Raw genomic sequence first — 15,673 nt, forward strand, 5'->3', positions numbered from 1 at the left:
CTAAATGCAACTAAATCAACTACAATTTTTCTTAGAGAGACGAAATAAGAGAGAGGTAGAGGTCATTATGCCAAAGGCGTTATGGTTACTTGTCATCGGAATGGTGATTAACGTAACGGGCGCTTCTTTTTTGTGGCCACTTAACACAATATTCATTCATCAAGAGCTGGGAAAATCTTTAAGTGTCGCAGGACTCGTGCTTATGCTAAATGCAGGAGCTGGTGTTATCGGCAATTTAGTTGGTGGCAGACTTTTTGATCGAATTGGTGGTTACAAAACCATTTTATTGGGAATTTCCATTACAATGGTGAGTGCGTTTACGTTAGCTTTTTATCACAGTTGGATTTATTATGTTGTATTAATGGTAGGGATAGGATTTGGTTCGGGGGTTACATTCCCATCGATGTATGCAATGGCTGGCTCGGTTTGGCCTGAAGGAGGAAGAAAGGCATTTAACTCGATCTACGTTGCCCAAAACCTAGGAGTTGCTGTTGGAGCTGCTTTAGGTGGTCGAGTCGCTTCGATTAGATTCGATTATGTCTTTTATGCAAATGGCTTTTTGTACATCCTGTTCTTCCTCATTGCTTTTTTCGGATTTAAGAATATGAAGGTTGACCGCTCTGAAACAAGGCAAACGAGTATTTTGGAACAAGGGGTTATGATCGAGAATAAGGCTAGGTTTAAAGCGTTATTAATTCTTTGCATCGGTTTTATTATTTGTTGGATGGCTTTTGTTCAATGGCAAACAACGATTTCTGTTCATACTCAATCACTAGGAATAAGCTTAAGTCAATATAGTCTTATTTGGACAGTTAACGGAGCTTTAATCGTTTTAGGGCAGCCGTTAATCTCTTTGTTAATTAAGAAATGGATCCATACATTAAAGGGGCAAATATATTTTGGTCTTGCTGTATTCATGGTGTCATTTTTCATCCTCGCACAAGCAGAAGTTTTCATGATTTTTGTTGTAGCGATGATTATCTTAACAATTGGAGAAATGTTCGTCTGGCCAGCGGTTCCAACAATCGCTCACCAGTTAGCCCCTAAAGGGAAAGCTGGTTTCTATCAAGGTGTCGTTAACAGTGTTGCAACAGGTGGACGAATGATCGGTCCGTTCTTTGGTGGCGTTGTCGTTGATCTGTTTGGGATGCAGGCGTTATTTTATGGGTTAATAGTTATCTTTTTGATCAGCTTTTTAAGTACGTATCTGTATGATCGTCACTTACAAGAAACTGTCGTAGAAAAACAAGTTCATGCAAGTTAAGGGATAGAGGCTGTCTTAAAGTAGTGTATCGTCACCTCGTTTACTTAAATGATTGTAAACAGCGTTTGGATCTAAGAGAACTGATACTATGGCGAAGAGTTTCTTTCTGTGAAAAAAATTTCGGGCGAGTTCTTGAGCAAACCTCTTATACATGAACTGGCGAAAGCAGTCGGCCGATATCTTCATTCAGGATTGAGCTCGGATCATGCATGTTTTTTGTGCTAATTTTTTATTGAATGCATAGAATAGAATATTATTTTTTTGACAACAATGTGAAATAAGCTCTTGACTTTTATTCGACATATTCATACAATACAAATTATGAGTTAACAAACCTACATGTTAAAAACAATGATGAGGAGTAGTAATGGAACCTCGTGTCTTAGAGAATTGACGGTTGGTGCAAGTCAATCATCGAGATCCGTGAACTCGCCTATAAGTTGCAAGGGTGAACGTATAAGTAGCTCTTGTCGTCCGGCCGCGTTAAGGTGTCTAATAAGTGAGTGTATCCAACACTAAATTGGGTGGTACCGCGGGAATAATTATGTTATTAACCTCTCGTCCCTAACGTTAACGTTAGTGGTGGGAGGTTTTTTATGTTGTTTTCAAAGTTTTACATAAGAAGTTCATCATTACATTAAATCCGTCACAGTTAGAATATTTGGTTCTAAACTAGGATCTTAAGTTGCGGTCAAACCATATGATGAATTTCATTAGAAAAAGAAAAAATAAGGAGGTTGTTTACATGTCTTTTTCACATCAAGAAATTGAGAAAAAGTGGCAAAAGTATTGGGAAGAGAACAAAACGTTTAAAACGGAGGAAGATAATTCGAAAGAAAAGTTTTATGCTCTTGATATGTTTCCTTTTCCGTCAGGGGCAGGTCTTCATGTTGGTCACCCAGAAGGTTATACAGCAACAGACATTCTTTCAAGAATGAAACGTATGCAAGGCTATAATGTCCTTCACCCAATGGGCTGGGATGCATTTGGCTTACCTGCAGAGCAATATGCGCTTGATACAGGAAATGATCCTGCTGAATTTACTTACAAAAATATTGACACGTTCCGTCGCCAGATTAAGTCGCTAGGATTTTCTTATGATTGGGATCGTGAAGTAAATACAATAGATCCAGACTATTATAAATGGACCCAATGGATTTTCTTAAAGCTATACGAAAAGGGCCTTGCTTATATTGATGAAGTTGCTGTTAACTGGTGTCCCGCGCTTGGCACCGTTCTTGCTAATGAAGAAGTGATCGATGGCAAGAGTGAGCGTGGTGGTCACCCGGTGGAACGCCGCCCAATGAAACAATGGATGTTGAAAATCACTGCTTATGCTGATCGACTATTAGATGATTTAGATGAGCTTGATTGGTCAGAGAGCATTAAAGACATGCAACGTAATTGGATTGGCCGTTCTGAAGGAGCAGAGATTCATTTTGACATTGATGCTCATGAGACATCGTTTACCGTTTTTACAACCCGTCCAGATACTTTATTTGGAGCAACGTATGCCGTTTTAGCTCCTGAACATAAGTTAGTGAAGTCAATTGTTACTGAAGAACAAAAAGAAGCTGTTGAAGCTTATCAAAAGCAAATCTCAATGAAGAGTGATCTTGAGCGCACTGAGCTTTCTAAAGAGAAAACAGGTGTTTTTACTGGAGCCTATGCGATTAATCCAGCAAATGGAGCAAAGCTACCGATTTGGATTGCTGACTATGTATTAGTGACATATGGAACTGGTGCGATCATGGCAGTACCTGCACATGATGAGCGTGACTACGAATTTGCTCGGACGTTTGAGTTACCAATCACTGAAGTTGTCTCTGGCGGAAATATTGAAGAAGCAGCTTACACAGGTGATGGTACGTTAGTGAATTCCGACTTCCTTGACGGCTTAACAAAAAAAGACGCAATCGCAAAAATGATTGCTTGGTTAGAAGAACAACAAAAAGGTAACGGTAAAGTCACATTCCGATTACGTGATTGGCTATTTAGTCGCCAACGCTATTGGGGTGAACCAATTCCAATCATCCACTGGGAAGACGGAACGATGACAGCAGTTCCAGAAGAAGAGTTACCGCTACTTTTACCAAAAATGGATCAGATCAGACCTTCTGATACGGGCGAATCACCGTTAGCGAACAATAAAGAATGGTTAAATGTCGTTGACCCTGTAACTGGTAAGAAGGGAAGACGTGAAACAAACACGATGCCCAACTGGGCAGGGAGCTGTTGGTACTATTTACGATATATTGATCCAACAAATTCAGATGCATTGGCAGATCCGGAAAAATTAAAGAAATGGTTACCTGTCGACATCTATATTGGTGGAGCTGAGCATGCCGTGCTTCACTTGCTTTATGCACGTTTCTGGCACAAGTTCTTGTACGATTTAGGTTTAGTTTCAACAAAAGAGCCATTCCAAAAGCTTTATAACCAGGGAATGATCTTAGGCGAAAACAATGAAAAAATGAGTAAATCAAAAGGAAATGTCGTAAATCCTGATGATATCGTTTCAAGCCACGGTGCTGACACCCTTCGTTTATATGAAATGTTCATGGGTCCACTAGATGCATCAATTGCTTGGAGTGAGAATGGCTTAGATGGAGCTCGTCGTTTCCTTGATCGTATTTGGCGCTTGTTCGTCACTGAAGATGGAAAGCTAAGCTCAGTCATTACTGATACTGAAGGGACGGAAGCTTACCAACGCGTCTATCATCAGACAGTGAAAAAGGTGACAGATGACTTAGCTGGACTACGTTTCAACGTTGCAATTTCTCAATTAATGGTGTTCATGAATGAAAGCTACAAGCAAAGTGCAATTCCAAAAGGTTTCGTCGAAGGCTTTGTTAAACTATTAGCACCAATTGCTCCACATATTGCCGAAGAGCTTTGGGAGAAGTTAGGTCATAGCGGTACATTAGCATATGAAGCTTGGCCAACATTTGACGAAGACATGCTTGTTGAAAATGAAGTGGAAGTTGTCGTTCAAGTGAATGGGAAACTAAAAGGGAAAATCTTGATCCCGAAAGATTCGAGCCGAGAAGAGATGGAACAATTGGCTAAAGAAGATGCGAAGGTGAGCGAAGAGCTTGAAGGTAAAACAATCCGTAAAGTGATCGCTGTCCCTAATAAGCTAGTTAATTTCGTCGCTAACTAATTTAATATAGAAAGGCTGTCCGATAAGTGTCGGAGCACCTAGTCGTAATACTGGAAATAGAAGTGTACGTTGACACATGCTATTTCTAGTCGACGAGGTGACTGATACTTTGCCATGGGACAGCCTTTTTCTTATACATTTAGATTGAAAAGTCGTTCAAATTCATTTCCCTTACTTTAAAACAGTAACCAATTTTAGTAGCTCGTTTAAGGGAGGCGAACGCACTTTCTAGACAGTTCTTTTCAAGTTAATATTTGGTATCACTATTCACTCTAAGAACGAAGGCTGTCGGCTGCCCCTTTTCCGGCAGTATACCCTGTTGAGAATGCCACGGTAATATTATAGCCACCTGTATAACCATGAATATCTAGTACTTCTCCACAAAAGAAAAGACCATTCATTAGTTTTGATTCCATTGTTTTTGGATGAATTTCTTTAACAGATACGCCGCCACCAGTAACGAAAGCTTTTTCGATTGATAAGGTTCCGTTAACTTTAAATGAAAAGTTTTTCATCAGCTTCGCCAACTCACGTAGTTTCTCATGGGGAACATTAGAAAAGGTTTCATTTGCGTCAATTTCAACTTTTTCTAGAAAAAACTGTAACAGTCTTTCCGTAACATAGCCTTTTAAACCGTTTTTGACCGCTTTCTTTTCCGCTTCTTTTACAATTTGTCTTAACTCTTGAAAGATCGTTTCCTCATTTTTATTCGGAAAAAGATCAACACTCATCTCGACTTCGTTCACAGCAAATTTCTGCAAAGCTTTAACGACATATTGGCTACAGCGTAGTGCAATTGGACCTGAAATGCCAAAATGGGTAAATAGCATATCGCCTTGGTGAGCTTTAATTATTTTTCCTTTTGGATTGATCACCGATAATTGTACATCTCGTAATGACAATCCTTGTAGCACTTTCTTTTGAATAAACGACTCGTTCGAAGTAATCGGCACTTCTGTTGGAAACAACTCTGTAATCGTATGCCCAGCTTTACGAGCCCACGGGTAGCCGTCACCTGTGCTGCCGGTATGAGGAACACTTTTGCCCCCAACAGCAATAATGACAGCCTTACTATTAATCACTTTCCCATTTTCTAGTTTAATCCCGACAACTTGTTGATCTTCATAAAGGACATCTTTGACCGCAGTATTTGTCCACATCTCGACACGTAAGTCACGCGCCTTTTGCAATAACGTTTCAACGACAGTAGTTGCTTTATCACTGACAGGAAACATCCTCCCACGATCTTCTTCCTTTAACTTAATTCCGAGTTTTTCAAAAAACTTAATGATATCTTCATTATTAAATACCGAAAAAGGACTATGCATAAAGCGCCCATTTCCAGGAATGTGTTTAATAAGCTCATCTGTCGCCATCCGGTTAGTGACATTGCAGCGTCCACCACCAGAAATCGCTAGCTTCCGACCAAGCTTGTCACCCTTGTCGACAAGCAGAACTTTACTGCCATGTTTACTTGCGGATATAGCCGCCATAAGTCCAGAAGGACCACCACCTATTACGATTACGTCGTACATTTCTATACACCTACCAAAATTTATCTCTTATTTATTTTCTGTATTATAGCATAGTATAACTCAACTTTTGCTTCGTCAGACTAAATCATCGTCTGAGGCAAAAGAAATCGCTCGTAATATGCAAAACATTGATCAACTAACATATGAGCTGTCATCAATAAAGTAGCTACAAATGATCGATCTGCTAAAACTAAAAGGCAAAGTCTGTTTTTACTCAAATATGCAATAGTATTACGGAAATTGAAATTAAATATAGAAGTTAAACAAAAAAACGCATGAGCTTATGCGTTTTTTTTTGTTATTTAGAATGCAGTATTAGTTTTCTTTTCAACATAACCAAAGTTTAACGAAATTTCTGCTGTAGTTTGTCTAACCTTATCTATGAGTAAGTTGTTAACTACATCCATAGTTACTCGGTTACTAGGACCTGAAATACTAAATGTAGCAATGATATTACCGTTGTAGTCATAAATGGGTGCAGCTATACATCTAACACCATCCTGGTATTCAAGATTATCGATAGAATATTGTTGTTTCTTTACTTTTTCAACCTCTTCAATAAGCTCTTCCTTTGAAGTAATCGTTGTAGAGGTTCTTGGATAGAATTCCATCTTCGATATGATTTTGTTAAATTTCGTTTCTGACATTCCTGAAAGTAGAACTTTTCCTACTCCAGTACAATACATGGGAGCTCGGCTACCAATACGAGAATACATTCGAATCGTTTGATTACTTTCAATTTTATCAATATACATAATCTCTCCATTATCTTCGATACATAAATGGACAGTTTCATTTACGTCTTTAACTAATTTCTCTAAATAAGGCTTTGATACTTCTGTAATATTCATATTACTAAGAATATTTCTAGATAGATAGACAATTTGAAGCCCAAGCTTATATTTATCAGTAGTCTCGTCTTTTACTACATAATTCATATTCACTAATGTGGATAAAAGTCTATGAGTTGTACTTTTGTTCAGTCCGACTAAGTCAGATAATCGAGTTATTTGGATACCGTCTGGATATTCAGATAACATATCTAATAACGTTAATGCCCGTTCAATTGATTGTACATTATTACTCATCATTATCCCTCGCTTACATTCCTAAATGGAACTTCGTTTCATTTTATAATAATCTATTTTTTCTAATTTGTAAACGGTTAACAATGTTTAAGACTAATTATGATTTTTTTGTGAAAATTGCTATTCTGAAGGTGTTTAACTCGAGATTAAAATTGCAAAAAACATAGGCAAATACACAGTTTTTCCTTGAAATGTTGTGTTTTTTTCGAAAAAAAGGCTTATTGACAACAACACTGAAAGCGCTATAATTAAATTAATAGAACAGCGTTCCACGATACGGAACGGAATTAGTTCTAACTTGATCCATAGGGGTGTGATTATGTCACGGGCTAAAGTTATTATTACAGATCTTGATCATGACAATATTCATATAGAAACAAAATTGTTTCAAGATTACTCAATACCATTTGAATTAAAGCAATGTAAAACAGAAGATGAATTAATTGATGAGTGCCAAGGAGCAGCGGCTTTTGCGATTCAATATGCCCCAATTACCAAAAGGGTTTTAGAATATTTACCAGATTTAAGATTGGTAGTTCGCTATGGTGTTGGAGTTAATACGGTTGATTTGGAAGCGGCTACAGCCCTTGGAGTTCAAATTTGTAATATCCCAGATTACGGAACTCACGAGGTAGCAGATCATGCACTTGCAATGATGCTTAACCTTACAAGGAAAATAACTCAAATGAACAATTTGATCCGAAATGGAATTTGGGACTATCAAAAGAGTATTCCTGTCTTTCGACATAGTGAACAAATTATAGGAGTAATAGGTTTAGGTAGAATAGGAACAGCCTTTGCACAAAAAGTTCAGTCGCTAGGCTGTAAGGTTATTGGATTTGATCCTCGTAAAAAAGAAAATCAAAGTAAGTTTGTAGAAATGGTTTCTTTTCAAGAATTATTAGAGCATTCAGATGTAATTTCTATACATTGTCCATTAGAAACAGCTGAGGATTTAATTAATGAGCAGCAGTTGAAAAGCATGAAGTCAACTGCCTACCTGATAAATGTATCTAGAGGCGGTATTGTAAATGAAACAGCTCTTGATAAGGCTTTAAGAGAAGGTTGGATTGCAGGGGCTGCTGTAGATGTTGCTCAAAAAGAACCACTCGGTGTTGCATCACCTTTGCTAAAGCATGAAAATTTCTTATGTACACCTCACATGGGGTGGTATTCAGAGCAATCTGCAAAAGAATTAAAACGTAAGGTTGCTGAGGAAGTTATAAGGTTTTTACAAAACGAGAAAGTACATTATCCAGTAAATACTCCTTAATGGAGATATTATACAAAAATAAAAAAAGGTGGGTTTACCAATGAGAAAAAAAACATTAACGTTATTGATTACACTTCTACTAGCAATCGTTGCAGTAGTAGGTTGTGGAGGCTCAGACCAAAGCGCCGATAAAACAAATGAAAAACCACAAACAGGTGGAACAGAAGCACCGGCAACTGTAAAAACAAAAGAATTAAAGTTAGCTTTTAACCAACCAGAAAATCATCCACAGTACAAAGCAATGGAACAATTAAGTAAGAAATTCGCCGAACAAACAAATAATGAGTATGAAATTAAGATCTTTCCAAATGAATTATTAGGATCACAACGTGAAACAATCGAGTTAGTTCAATCAGGTACAATCGCTATGTCGATTGTGGCAGGAAGCTTAATGGAAAATTTTAACCAAGATTATGCAGTGTTCAACCTTCCTTATGTTTACGACAGTCGAGAGCACCAAATGTCAGTATTAAACGATCAAGAAATCGTAGGTGATCTTTTCCGCTCTACTGAATCACAAGGGATGTTCGTATTAGGTACCTTCCACAGTGGGACTCGTAACGTTTACACGAAGAAGCCAGTATTGTCGCCAGCTGATCTAAAGGGATTAAAAATTCGTGTAATGGAAAGTGATACGAACATTAAGATGATGGCAGCCATGGGTGGTACAGGTACACCAATGGGTCAAGGTGAAGTATATACAGCTATTCAATCAGGTGTACTAGACGGTGGAGAGAATAACGAGTTAATTTACTCAAACTTAAAGCATGTAGAAGTAGCACCACACTTTACGTATACACAACACTTAATGATTCCTGACTATTTAATTACGAATTCAGATGTATTTAATATGATGAGTGCCGAGCACCAAGCGCTATTTATGCAACTATTCCAAGAAGCAGTAGATTATGCAATTGAATTATGGGTTGTAGATGTAGAAACAGCGAAAGCAGCAGCAGAAGCAGCAGGAGGAATATTCCATACTGTAGATATTAAGGTTTTCCAAGACGAAGTTCTTCCTCTTCATGACGAAAAAGTAGTTGGAGATACTGCTAAAGCATTATATGAAAAGGTAAGACAAGCCGCTAAATAATTGGAGTGATACCCATGTCGGTTATAAAAAAATATGTAGATAAAGTATTAGGAACATTTTGCATTATGCTATTTGCCTTCTTAGTTCTCCTTGTTACTTGGCAAGTCTTTACTAGGTTTGTTTTAAATAACCCTAGTGTAATTTCCGAGGAACTTGCAAAGTATTGTTTTGTTTGGCTCGTATTGTTCGGTTCAGCCTTTGTCTTTGGTGAACGTGGTCATATGGCTATTGAATTTCTAAAGGATAAATTGCCTGAAAAAATAAAGTCAGTAGTGGAGATTTTTATTGAAGTAGTTATCATTGTTTTCGCTACTCTAGTGTTAATAAAAGGTGGCTTTGATGCAACTTCTATGACTATGGGCCAATTGTCGGCTGCTCTTCAAATACCAATAGGCTACTTGTATGCAGCTTTGCCAACTAGTGGAGTAATTGTTGTCTTCTATTGTGTTAATAACATCTTTGAAAATGTTGGTAAACTAAAAAGTGTTCAAAATTAATGATGTGCTTATTTGGTAGAAGGGAGTCGATCATATGGATGCAGCAGTTCAGGTTGCATTAATCTTGTTAGTTATCGTTGGGGTGTTACTCCTTATTGGAACCCCAATTAGTATTAGTATCGGTATAGGCTCAGCAGTTGCCATTTTATCTTTGATGGACTTAGATAAGGCAATGCTAACATCATCACAACGAATGTTTACAGGGATAAACTCCTTCTCACTGCTAGCGATACCATTTTTCATCTTGGCTGGTGTCATTATGAATAATGGAGGAATTGCCATAAGGCTAGTGAATTGTGCAAAGGTTGTAAGTGGAAGGTTACCTGGATCTTTAGCGCATACGAATATTGTTGCAAATATGCTTTTTGGTTCTATCAGTGGATCTGCTGTTGCGGCTGCAGCAGCAGTTGGTGGAACAATGTCACCTCTTCAGGAAAAAGAAGGCTATAAAAGAGAATTTAGCGCTGCAGTGAACATTGGCTCTGCCCCTGCTGGTATGCTTATTCCACCGAGTAATACATTAATAGTTTACTCATTAGTCAGCGGTGGTACCTCTGTTGCAGCTCTTTTTATGGCTGGATATCTTCCAGGCCTTCTATGGGGACTAGGTTGTATGATCGTAGCTTACTTTTTAGCAAGAAAATATGGTTATAAAAATGATAAAGGTATAAGTTTCAAGCAAGCTTTACTCGTATTTTTGGATGCCATACCAAGCCTCATGTTAATCGTTATCGTAATCGGTGGGATTATTGGTGGAGTTTTTACAGCTACAGAAGGCTCAGCGATTGCAGTTGTATACGCGTTATTGTTGTCATTTATTTATCGAACGATAAAAGTGAGGGATTTGCCGAAAATATTATTAGATTCGGCTAGAACTACAGCGATTGTTATTTTTATGATCGGTGTATCATCAATCATGTCATGGGTAATGGCCTTTACAAATATTCCAGGGATGCTAGCACAAGCGTTGTTAGATTTTACAAGCAACCCTATTATGATCCTTTTAATCATGAACTTAATCCTACTCATTATTGGAACTTTTATGGATCCTACACCAGCGGTATTAATCTTCACACCAATATTATTACCAATAGCGCTGAGTTTAGGAATTGATCCTGTTCATTTTGGAATTCTGATGGTCTTTAATTTATGTATTGGTACAATTACGCCACCGGTGGGACCAGTTCTCTTTGTTGGTTGTAAGGTAGCTAACTTAAAAATTGAGAGTGTCATAAGGCCTCTATTACCGTTTTTTGCAGTAGCTGTTGTTATGTTACTAATAATAACGTTTATTCCAGAAATATCTTTAACAATTCCAAGACTTTTAGACTTAATTAAATAAAGCTAGACTTTAAGTTCATACTAATTAAGGGTCCTAATAAGTGTGAAAACTTGAAAAGGACCCTTGTATTACAAAATATTTACAATATGAGGAAGATGACCGTGAAAAAAAAGATAATAACGATAGGTGAAGCAATGGGTTTATTTGTTGCAGATCAGATAGGTAACCTAGAGGATGTAGATAAATTTACACGTTACATTGCGGGAGCTGAATTTAATGTTTGCGTTGGATTAGCCCGGCTTAATCATGAAGCTTATTACGTAACGATGGTCGGTAATGATCCTATTGGTAAATTCATTAAAAAATTTATTAAAAAGGAAAACATTAAAAGTGACTTTGTGTATGAAAACGATAAATTTTTTACTGGATTAATGATGAAGGAAAGAACTCTTACAGGCGATCCTTATGTAGCTAGCTTTCGAAAAGGCAGTGCAGCATCAAAGCTTAGTATGGAGTACTTTACTAATTTTCAACTTGATAGCTTTGATCTTGTACATCTTAGTGGCATATTCTTAGCACTTTCTCCTGAAACAAAGGCTGTCTCTCACTTTTTTGCGGATGAAGCAAGGAAAAATGGGAAAATGATTACCTTTGATCCAAATTTGAGATTTAATCTTTGGGAAAGTCAGGAAGAAATGAAAAATACAATTAATGAATTAGCGTATAAATGTGACATTATTATGCCAGGAATAGCTGAAGGGAAAATATTAACTGGATCAGATCAGCCTGAAGAAATAGCTGATTTTTATCTTTCTAATCATGCCAAGCTTGTTGTAATTAAACTAGGCGATAAAGGTGCTTATATTAAAGGTATCGATCAACCAGGAATGTTTGTTGAAGGTTTTAAAGTAGACGAAGTCATTGATACAGTAGGGGCCGGAGATGGTTTTGCTGTAGGTGTCATTAGTGGCTTGGTAGAAGGCCTTTCTATTGAAGAAGCTGTAACAAGAGGTAATGCAATAGGAGCTATTCAACTGTTATCTCCTAGTGATAATGAAGGTTTACCAACGAAGGAATATATTGATCAATTTATTTTATCGCAAAAAGTGTAAAGAAATCTCTATATTAAGGAAGTGTCGAAGGTGAAGGCAATTATTTATGAAGGGGCAAATACTGTTTCTGTTTCAGAAAAAGAAATTCCTGAAATAAGAGAGGGATGGGCTCTAATTAAAACGTCTCATGTAGGTATTTGTGGAACTGATTTAAATATCTTTGCTGGAGCACATCCAAGAGCTACTGCTCCGCTAGTAATGGGTCATGAATTTTCAGGTTATATTGCAGCTGGTCATCCAACCTTACAGGAAGGAACTCGTGTAACGGTAAATCCACTGCTCACTTGTGGGACTTGTACACCATGTGTGACGGGTCAAAGTCATGTATGTGAAACATTGAAATTAGTAGGCATTGATTGTGACGGGGCAATGGCAGAATATGTCTTAGCCCCAATAGATCGTATTCTCCCTTTATCTGCAGATTTATCTATTAAACTAGCAGCATTAATGGAACCTGTTGCAGTTGCGGTTCATGCAGCAAGACAAGGTGTTTACATTCCTGGAGATAGTGTAGTAGTTTTTGGCGGGGGGACGATTGGATTATGTGTGGCTATGACCTTAAAATGTTATGGAGCTACTAATATTATGATTGTTGAGCCAAACCAATTACGAATCAAGAAAATCGAGGAGCTAGGCTTTAAAACAATTAATCCATTAACGGATAACGTGAAAGAAAAGATTTTGAAAAATACTCATGGTGTAGGTGCAGATTTTGTGATTGATTGTGCTGGACACCCTTCAGTAGTTCCGCAGTTAACAGAAACTGTAAAGGTTCGAGGGAAAATTATCATTGTTGCAGCTTACAAAAAACCACCAGAAGTGAACCTATTACAAGGAATGTTCAAGGAATTAAATATGAGTTTCGTTAGAGTATATACACAAAAAGATTTTCAATTGGCTCAAGATCTGCTTGAAACAGAGCCAGCTTTTGAAAAAATCATAACTCATGTACTTTCAGTAGAAGAAGCTCAAAATGGCTTTGATTTATTAACAAATGCTTCTGATGCTATTAAGGTCATGTATTGCTTCGACTAAAATTGGAAGGAGACTATAATGACTAATTTATTTGACTTAAGTGGAAAAGTAGCAGTTGTAACAGGTGGTACGAGAGGTCTCGGAAAGGATATGGCATTAGGCTTAGCAAATGCAGGTGCTGATGTAGTTATCATTGGAAGAACTGTAGATCCTCAAGTTGTTAAAGAAATTGAAAATGAAGGTGTTAGAGCTCTAGGTATCAGCTTTGATTTATTAGATTTTGATCAATATGATGCTTTGATTGATCAGATTGTTAATAAGATGGGTCAAATAGATATTTTATTAAACAACGCTGGTGTACAGAAACGTCATCCTTCTGTTGACTTTCCTAAAGATGATTGGGACTTTGTAATGGATGTAAATGCCAATGCAGTGTTTTTTATGTGCCAAAAGGTTGGAAAGCTTATGCTAGAAAAGGGATATGGAAAGATTATAAATATTGCATCATTACTTTCTTTTCAAGGTGGGCTTACAGTCCCAGCTTATGCTGCAAGTAAGGGCGCTGTTATGCAGTTTACAAAATCTCTATCGAATGAATGGGCTAAGTATGGAATTAATGTAAATTGTATAGCACCTGGCTATATGACAACAGAAATGAATACAGCGATAATAGCTGATGAAAAAAGAAATACACAAATATTAGAAAGAATTCCAGCCGGTCGTTGGGGGAAACCTGAAGATATGAAAGGTGCAGCCATTTTTCTAGCATCTTCTGCCTCTGATTATGTAAATGGTTTTACGATGGCAGTCGATGGCGGTTGGCTTGGTAGATAACAGATTTTTAAAAGGAGAGATATGAAATGGAAATGAGATATTCGACACACCCAGAACATACGAAAACAATGGGAACGGATGAGTTAAGAAAACATTATTTAGTAGAGGAATTATTCGTTCCTGGAGAAATCAAGCTTGTTTATTCAATGGAAGATCGCACGATTATTGGTGGTATAACACCTATCGATGCTCCTATTGCTTTAGAAGGTTCAGATCAAATTAAAGCTGAATATTTTTTAGAGCGTAGAGAAGTTGGAATTATTAACGTAGGTGGCAATGGAAAAGTAGTGGTTGATGGCGAAGAGTTCAATATGGAGAACAAGGATTGTTTATATGTAGGACTTGGAAAAAAAGAATTACTTTTTTCAAGTGAGAGCAATAGTGAGCTAGCAAAGTTTTATATTTTTTCGGCTCCTGCTCACAAGGAATACCCTATTCAGCAGGTATCATTTAAGGATATTGAAGGTAATAAACTTGGTTCCCAAGAAAATGCTAATGATCGAGTAATTCGCCGTATGATACACAACGATGGTATTCAGAGCTGTCAGGTTGTTATGGGCATGACTCAATTAAATAGTGGAAGTGTCTGGAATTCTATGCCTACACATACTCATGATCGCAGAATGGAAGCATACTTATACATCGATCTAGATGAAAACTCCAGAATGTTTCATTTCATGGGTGAACCAACACATACGAGACATCTTGTTATGAAAAACGAACAAGCAGTTATTTCACCGCCATGGTCAATTCATTGTGGTTGTGCAACTAGTAACTACACATTTGTTTGGGCAATGGCTGGAGAAAACAAAACGTATACAGACATGGATCAAGTAACAATGGATCAAATAAAATAAACTTTCTTACTTAGGAAAGGAACATACCATGAAAAAAATGAAGACAATATTACAAATTGCTGAAACGGGCATTGTAGCCGTAGTTCGAGCAGATTCAGCTTCAGAAGCGATAGATATTTCAAATGCTTGTATCGAGGGTGGTATAAAGACGATAGAAGTTACTTACACCACACCTGATGTAGACTTAGCAATCAAAGAGCTTGTAAAGCTATACAAAGAACAAAGTGACGTAGTGGTTGGTGCAGGAACAGTGTTAGATGAGACAACTGCAAGATTAGCCATACTAGCAGGGTCTGAATTTATCGTAAGTCCAGCTTTTGATAGATCAGTTGCAAAGCTTTGTAATCTATATCGTGTTCCGTATATGCCAGGCTGCTTAACTATTGGTGAAATGAAAGAAGCACTCACTTATGGTGCAGATGTAATAAAGCTATTTCCAGGAAGTGTTGTAAGTCCAGATTATGTAAAGGCAGTTAAAGCTCCTTTACCACAAGCAGATATTATGCCAACTGGGGGAGTGAGTTTGGATAATATTGGTGAATGGCTACAAAGTGGTTGTATTGCTGTTGGTGTCGGAGGTAATTTGGTAAATGCAGCTAAAAAAGATGGGAATTATCAGAAGGTTATTCAACTTGCAAAGCAATATGTAAATAAAGTACAAGAAGCAAGAAACCAAAAATAAAATAATAGGGGTGCTAAC

Annotated in this window: 13 protein-coding genes and 1 other annotated feature; of the genes, 11 read left to right on the top strand and 2 right to left on the bottom strand. The window is 37.4% G+C overall.

Annotation, left to right across the window (positions count from 1 at the left end):
- The first annotated feature begins 67 nt into the window (after window positions 1–67).
- Window positions 68–1,264, top strand: coding sequence for an MDR family MFS transporter (locus ACK4M9_RS07005; protein WP_409848889.1), 1,197 nt, complete (start codon window positions 68–70; stop codon window positions 1,262–1,264).
- Window positions 1,265–1,606: 342 nt separating this feature from the next.
- Window positions 1,607–1,833: a binding site (T-box leader), on the top strand.
- A gap of 176 nt (window positions 1,834–2,009) precedes the next feature.
- Window positions 2,010–4,427: a leucine--tRNA ligase gene (gene leuS / locus ACK4M9_RS07010; RefSeq protein WP_409848890.1), complete on the top strand. Its 2,418-nt coding sequence runs from the start codon at window positions 2,010–2,012 to the stop codon at window positions 4,425–4,427.
- A 272-nt stretch (window positions 4,428–4,699) separates the two neighbouring features.
- Here leuS and ACK4M9_RS07015 read toward each other — a convergent pair whose 3' ends face one another.
- Both ACK4M9_RS07015 and ACK4M9_RS07020 read right to left on the bottom strand, forming a co-directional pair.
- Window positions 4,700–5,962 (bottom strand): BaiN/RdsA family NAD(P)/FAD-dependent oxidoreductase, encoded by a 1,263-nt coding sequence (locus ACK4M9_RS07015; protein ID WP_409848891.1) that lies wholly within the window; start codon window positions 5,960–5,962, stop codon window positions 4,700–4,702.
- A gap of 302 nt (window positions 5,963–6,264) precedes the next feature.
- Window positions 6,265–7,050, bottom strand: a complete 786-nt coding sequence (locus tag ACK4M9_RS07020) for an IclR family transcriptional regulator (protein ID WP_409848892.1) — start codon at window positions 7,048–7,050, stop codon at window positions 6,265–6,267.
- Between the two features lie 319 nt (window positions 7,051–7,369).
- Here ACK4M9_RS07020 and ACK4M9_RS07025 point away from each other — a divergent pair, with 319 nt between their 5' ends.
- The 9 genes from ACK4M9_RS07025 (at window position 7,370) to ACK4M9_RS07065 (ending at window position 15,655) form a co-directional block, all read left to right on the top strand.
- Complete coding sequence (locus tag ACK4M9_RS07025) at window positions 7,370–8,323, top strand: C-terminal binding protein (RefSeq protein ID WP_409848893.1); 954 nt, start codon at window positions 7,370–7,372, stop codon at window positions 8,321–8,323.
- A 40-nt stretch (window positions 8,324–8,363) separates the two neighbouring features.
- On the top strand, window positions 8,364–9,416 hold the full coding sequence (locus tag ACK4M9_RS07030) for a TRAP transporter substrate-binding protein (RefSeq protein WP_409848894.1): 1,053 nt from the start codon (window positions 8,364–8,366) through the stop codon (window positions 9,414–9,416).
- Between the two features lie 14 nt (window positions 9,417–9,430).
- Entirely contained in the window at window positions 9,431–9,913 is a 483-nt protein-coding gene (locus tag ACK4M9_RS07035; RefSeq protein WP_409848895.1) for a TRAP transporter small permease, read from the top strand.
- Window positions 9,914–9,947: 34 nt separating this feature from the next.
- On the top strand, window positions 9,948–11,255 hold the full coding sequence (locus ACK4M9_RS07040) for a TRAP transporter large permease (protein ID WP_409848896.1): 1,308 nt from the start codon (window positions 9,948–9,950) through the stop codon (window positions 11,253–11,255).
- Between the two features lie 101 nt (window positions 11,256–11,356).
- The gene (locus ACK4M9_RS07045) at window positions 11,357–12,307 is read left to right on the top strand and encodes a sugar kinase (RefSeq protein ID WP_409848897.1); all 951 of its coding nucleotides are present in this window, start codon (window positions 11,357–11,359) and stop codon (window positions 12,305–12,307) included.
- A 30-nt stretch (window positions 12,308–12,337) separates the two neighbouring features.
- Window positions 12,338–13,342 carry a zinc-dependent alcohol dehydrogenase gene (locus ACK4M9_RS07050; protein ID WP_409848898.1) on the top strand — a complete coding sequence of 335 codons (1,005 nt, stop codon included), beginning with the start codon at window positions 12,338–12,340 and terminating at the stop codon, window positions 13,340–13,342.
- 18 nt (window positions 13,343–13,360) lie between these two features.
- A complete protein-coding gene (gene kduD, locus ACK4M9_RS07055) occupies window positions 13,361–14,116 on the top strand; it encodes a 2-dehydro-3-deoxy-D-gluconate 5-dehydrogenase KduD (protein ID WP_409848899.1) in 756 nt (251 codons plus the stop codon).
- A gap of 26 nt (window positions 14,117–14,142) precedes the next feature.
- Window positions 14,143–14,973 (top strand): 5-dehydro-4-deoxy-D-glucuronate isomerase, encoded by an 831-nt coding sequence (gene kduI / locus ACK4M9_RS07060; RefSeq protein ID WP_409848900.1) that lies wholly within the window; start codon window positions 14,143–14,145, stop codon window positions 14,971–14,973.
- Between the two features lie 28 nt (window positions 14,974–15,001).
- Window positions 15,002–15,655, top strand: a complete 654-nt coding sequence (locus tag ACK4M9_RS07065) for a bifunctional 2-keto-4-hydroxyglutarate aldolase/2-keto-3-deoxy-6-phosphogluconate aldolase (protein WP_409848901.1) — start codon at window positions 15,002–15,004, stop codon at window positions 15,653–15,655.
- Window positions 15,656–15,673: the final 18 nt, after the last annotated feature.

This window comes from Anaerobacillus sp., assembly GCF_046314235.1.
Taxonomy (GTDB): domain Bacteria; phylum Bacillota; class Bacilli; order Bacillales; family Anaerobacillaceae; genus Anaerobacillus.

What these genes read in the sequence shown, in the direction of transcription:
- ACK4M9_RS07005 (WP_409848889.1), top strand. Translation starts at nt 68, where the DNA reads ATGCCAAAGGCGTTATGGTTACTTGTCATCGGAATGGTGATTAACGTA.
- leuS (WP_409848890.1), top strand. Translation starts at nt 2,010, where the DNA reads ATGTCTTTTTCACATCAAGAAATTGAGAAAAAGTGGCAAAAGTATTGG.
- ACK4M9_RS07015 (WP_409848891.1), bottom strand. Translation starts at nt 5,962, where the DNA reads ATGTACGACGTAATCGTAATAGGTGGTGGTCCTTCTGGACTTATGGCG.
- ACK4M9_RS07020 (WP_409848892.1), bottom strand. Translation starts at nt 7,050, where the DNA reads ATGAGTAATAATGTACAATCAATTGAACGGGCATTAACGTTATTAGAT.
- ACK4M9_RS07025 (WP_409848893.1), top strand. Translation starts at nt 7,370, where the DNA reads ATGTCACGGGCTAAAGTTATTATTACAGATCTTGATCATGACAATATT.
- ACK4M9_RS07030 (WP_409848894.1), top strand. Translation starts at nt 8,364, where the DNA reads ATGAGAAAAAAAACATTAACGTTATTGATTACACTTCTACTAGCAATC.
- ACK4M9_RS07035 (WP_409848895.1), top strand. Translation starts at nt 9,431, where the DNA reads ATGTCGGTTATAAAAAAATATGTAGATAAAGTATTAGGAACATTTTGC.
- ACK4M9_RS07040 (WP_409848896.1), top strand. Translation starts at nt 9,948, where the DNA reads ATGGATGCAGCAGTTCAGGTTGCATTAATCTTGTTAGTTATCGTTGGG.
- kduD (WP_409848899.1), top strand. Translation starts at nt 13,361, where the DNA reads ATGACTAATTTATTTGACTTAAGTGGAAAAGTAGCAGTTGTAACAGGT.
- kduI (WP_409848900.1), top strand. Translation starts at nt 14,143, where the DNA reads ATGGAAATGAGATATTCGACACACCCAGAACATACGAAAACAATGGGA.
- ACK4M9_RS07065 (WP_409848901.1), top strand. Translation starts at nt 15,002, where the DNA reads ATGAAAAAAATGAAGACAATATTACAAATTGCTGAAACGGGCATTGTA.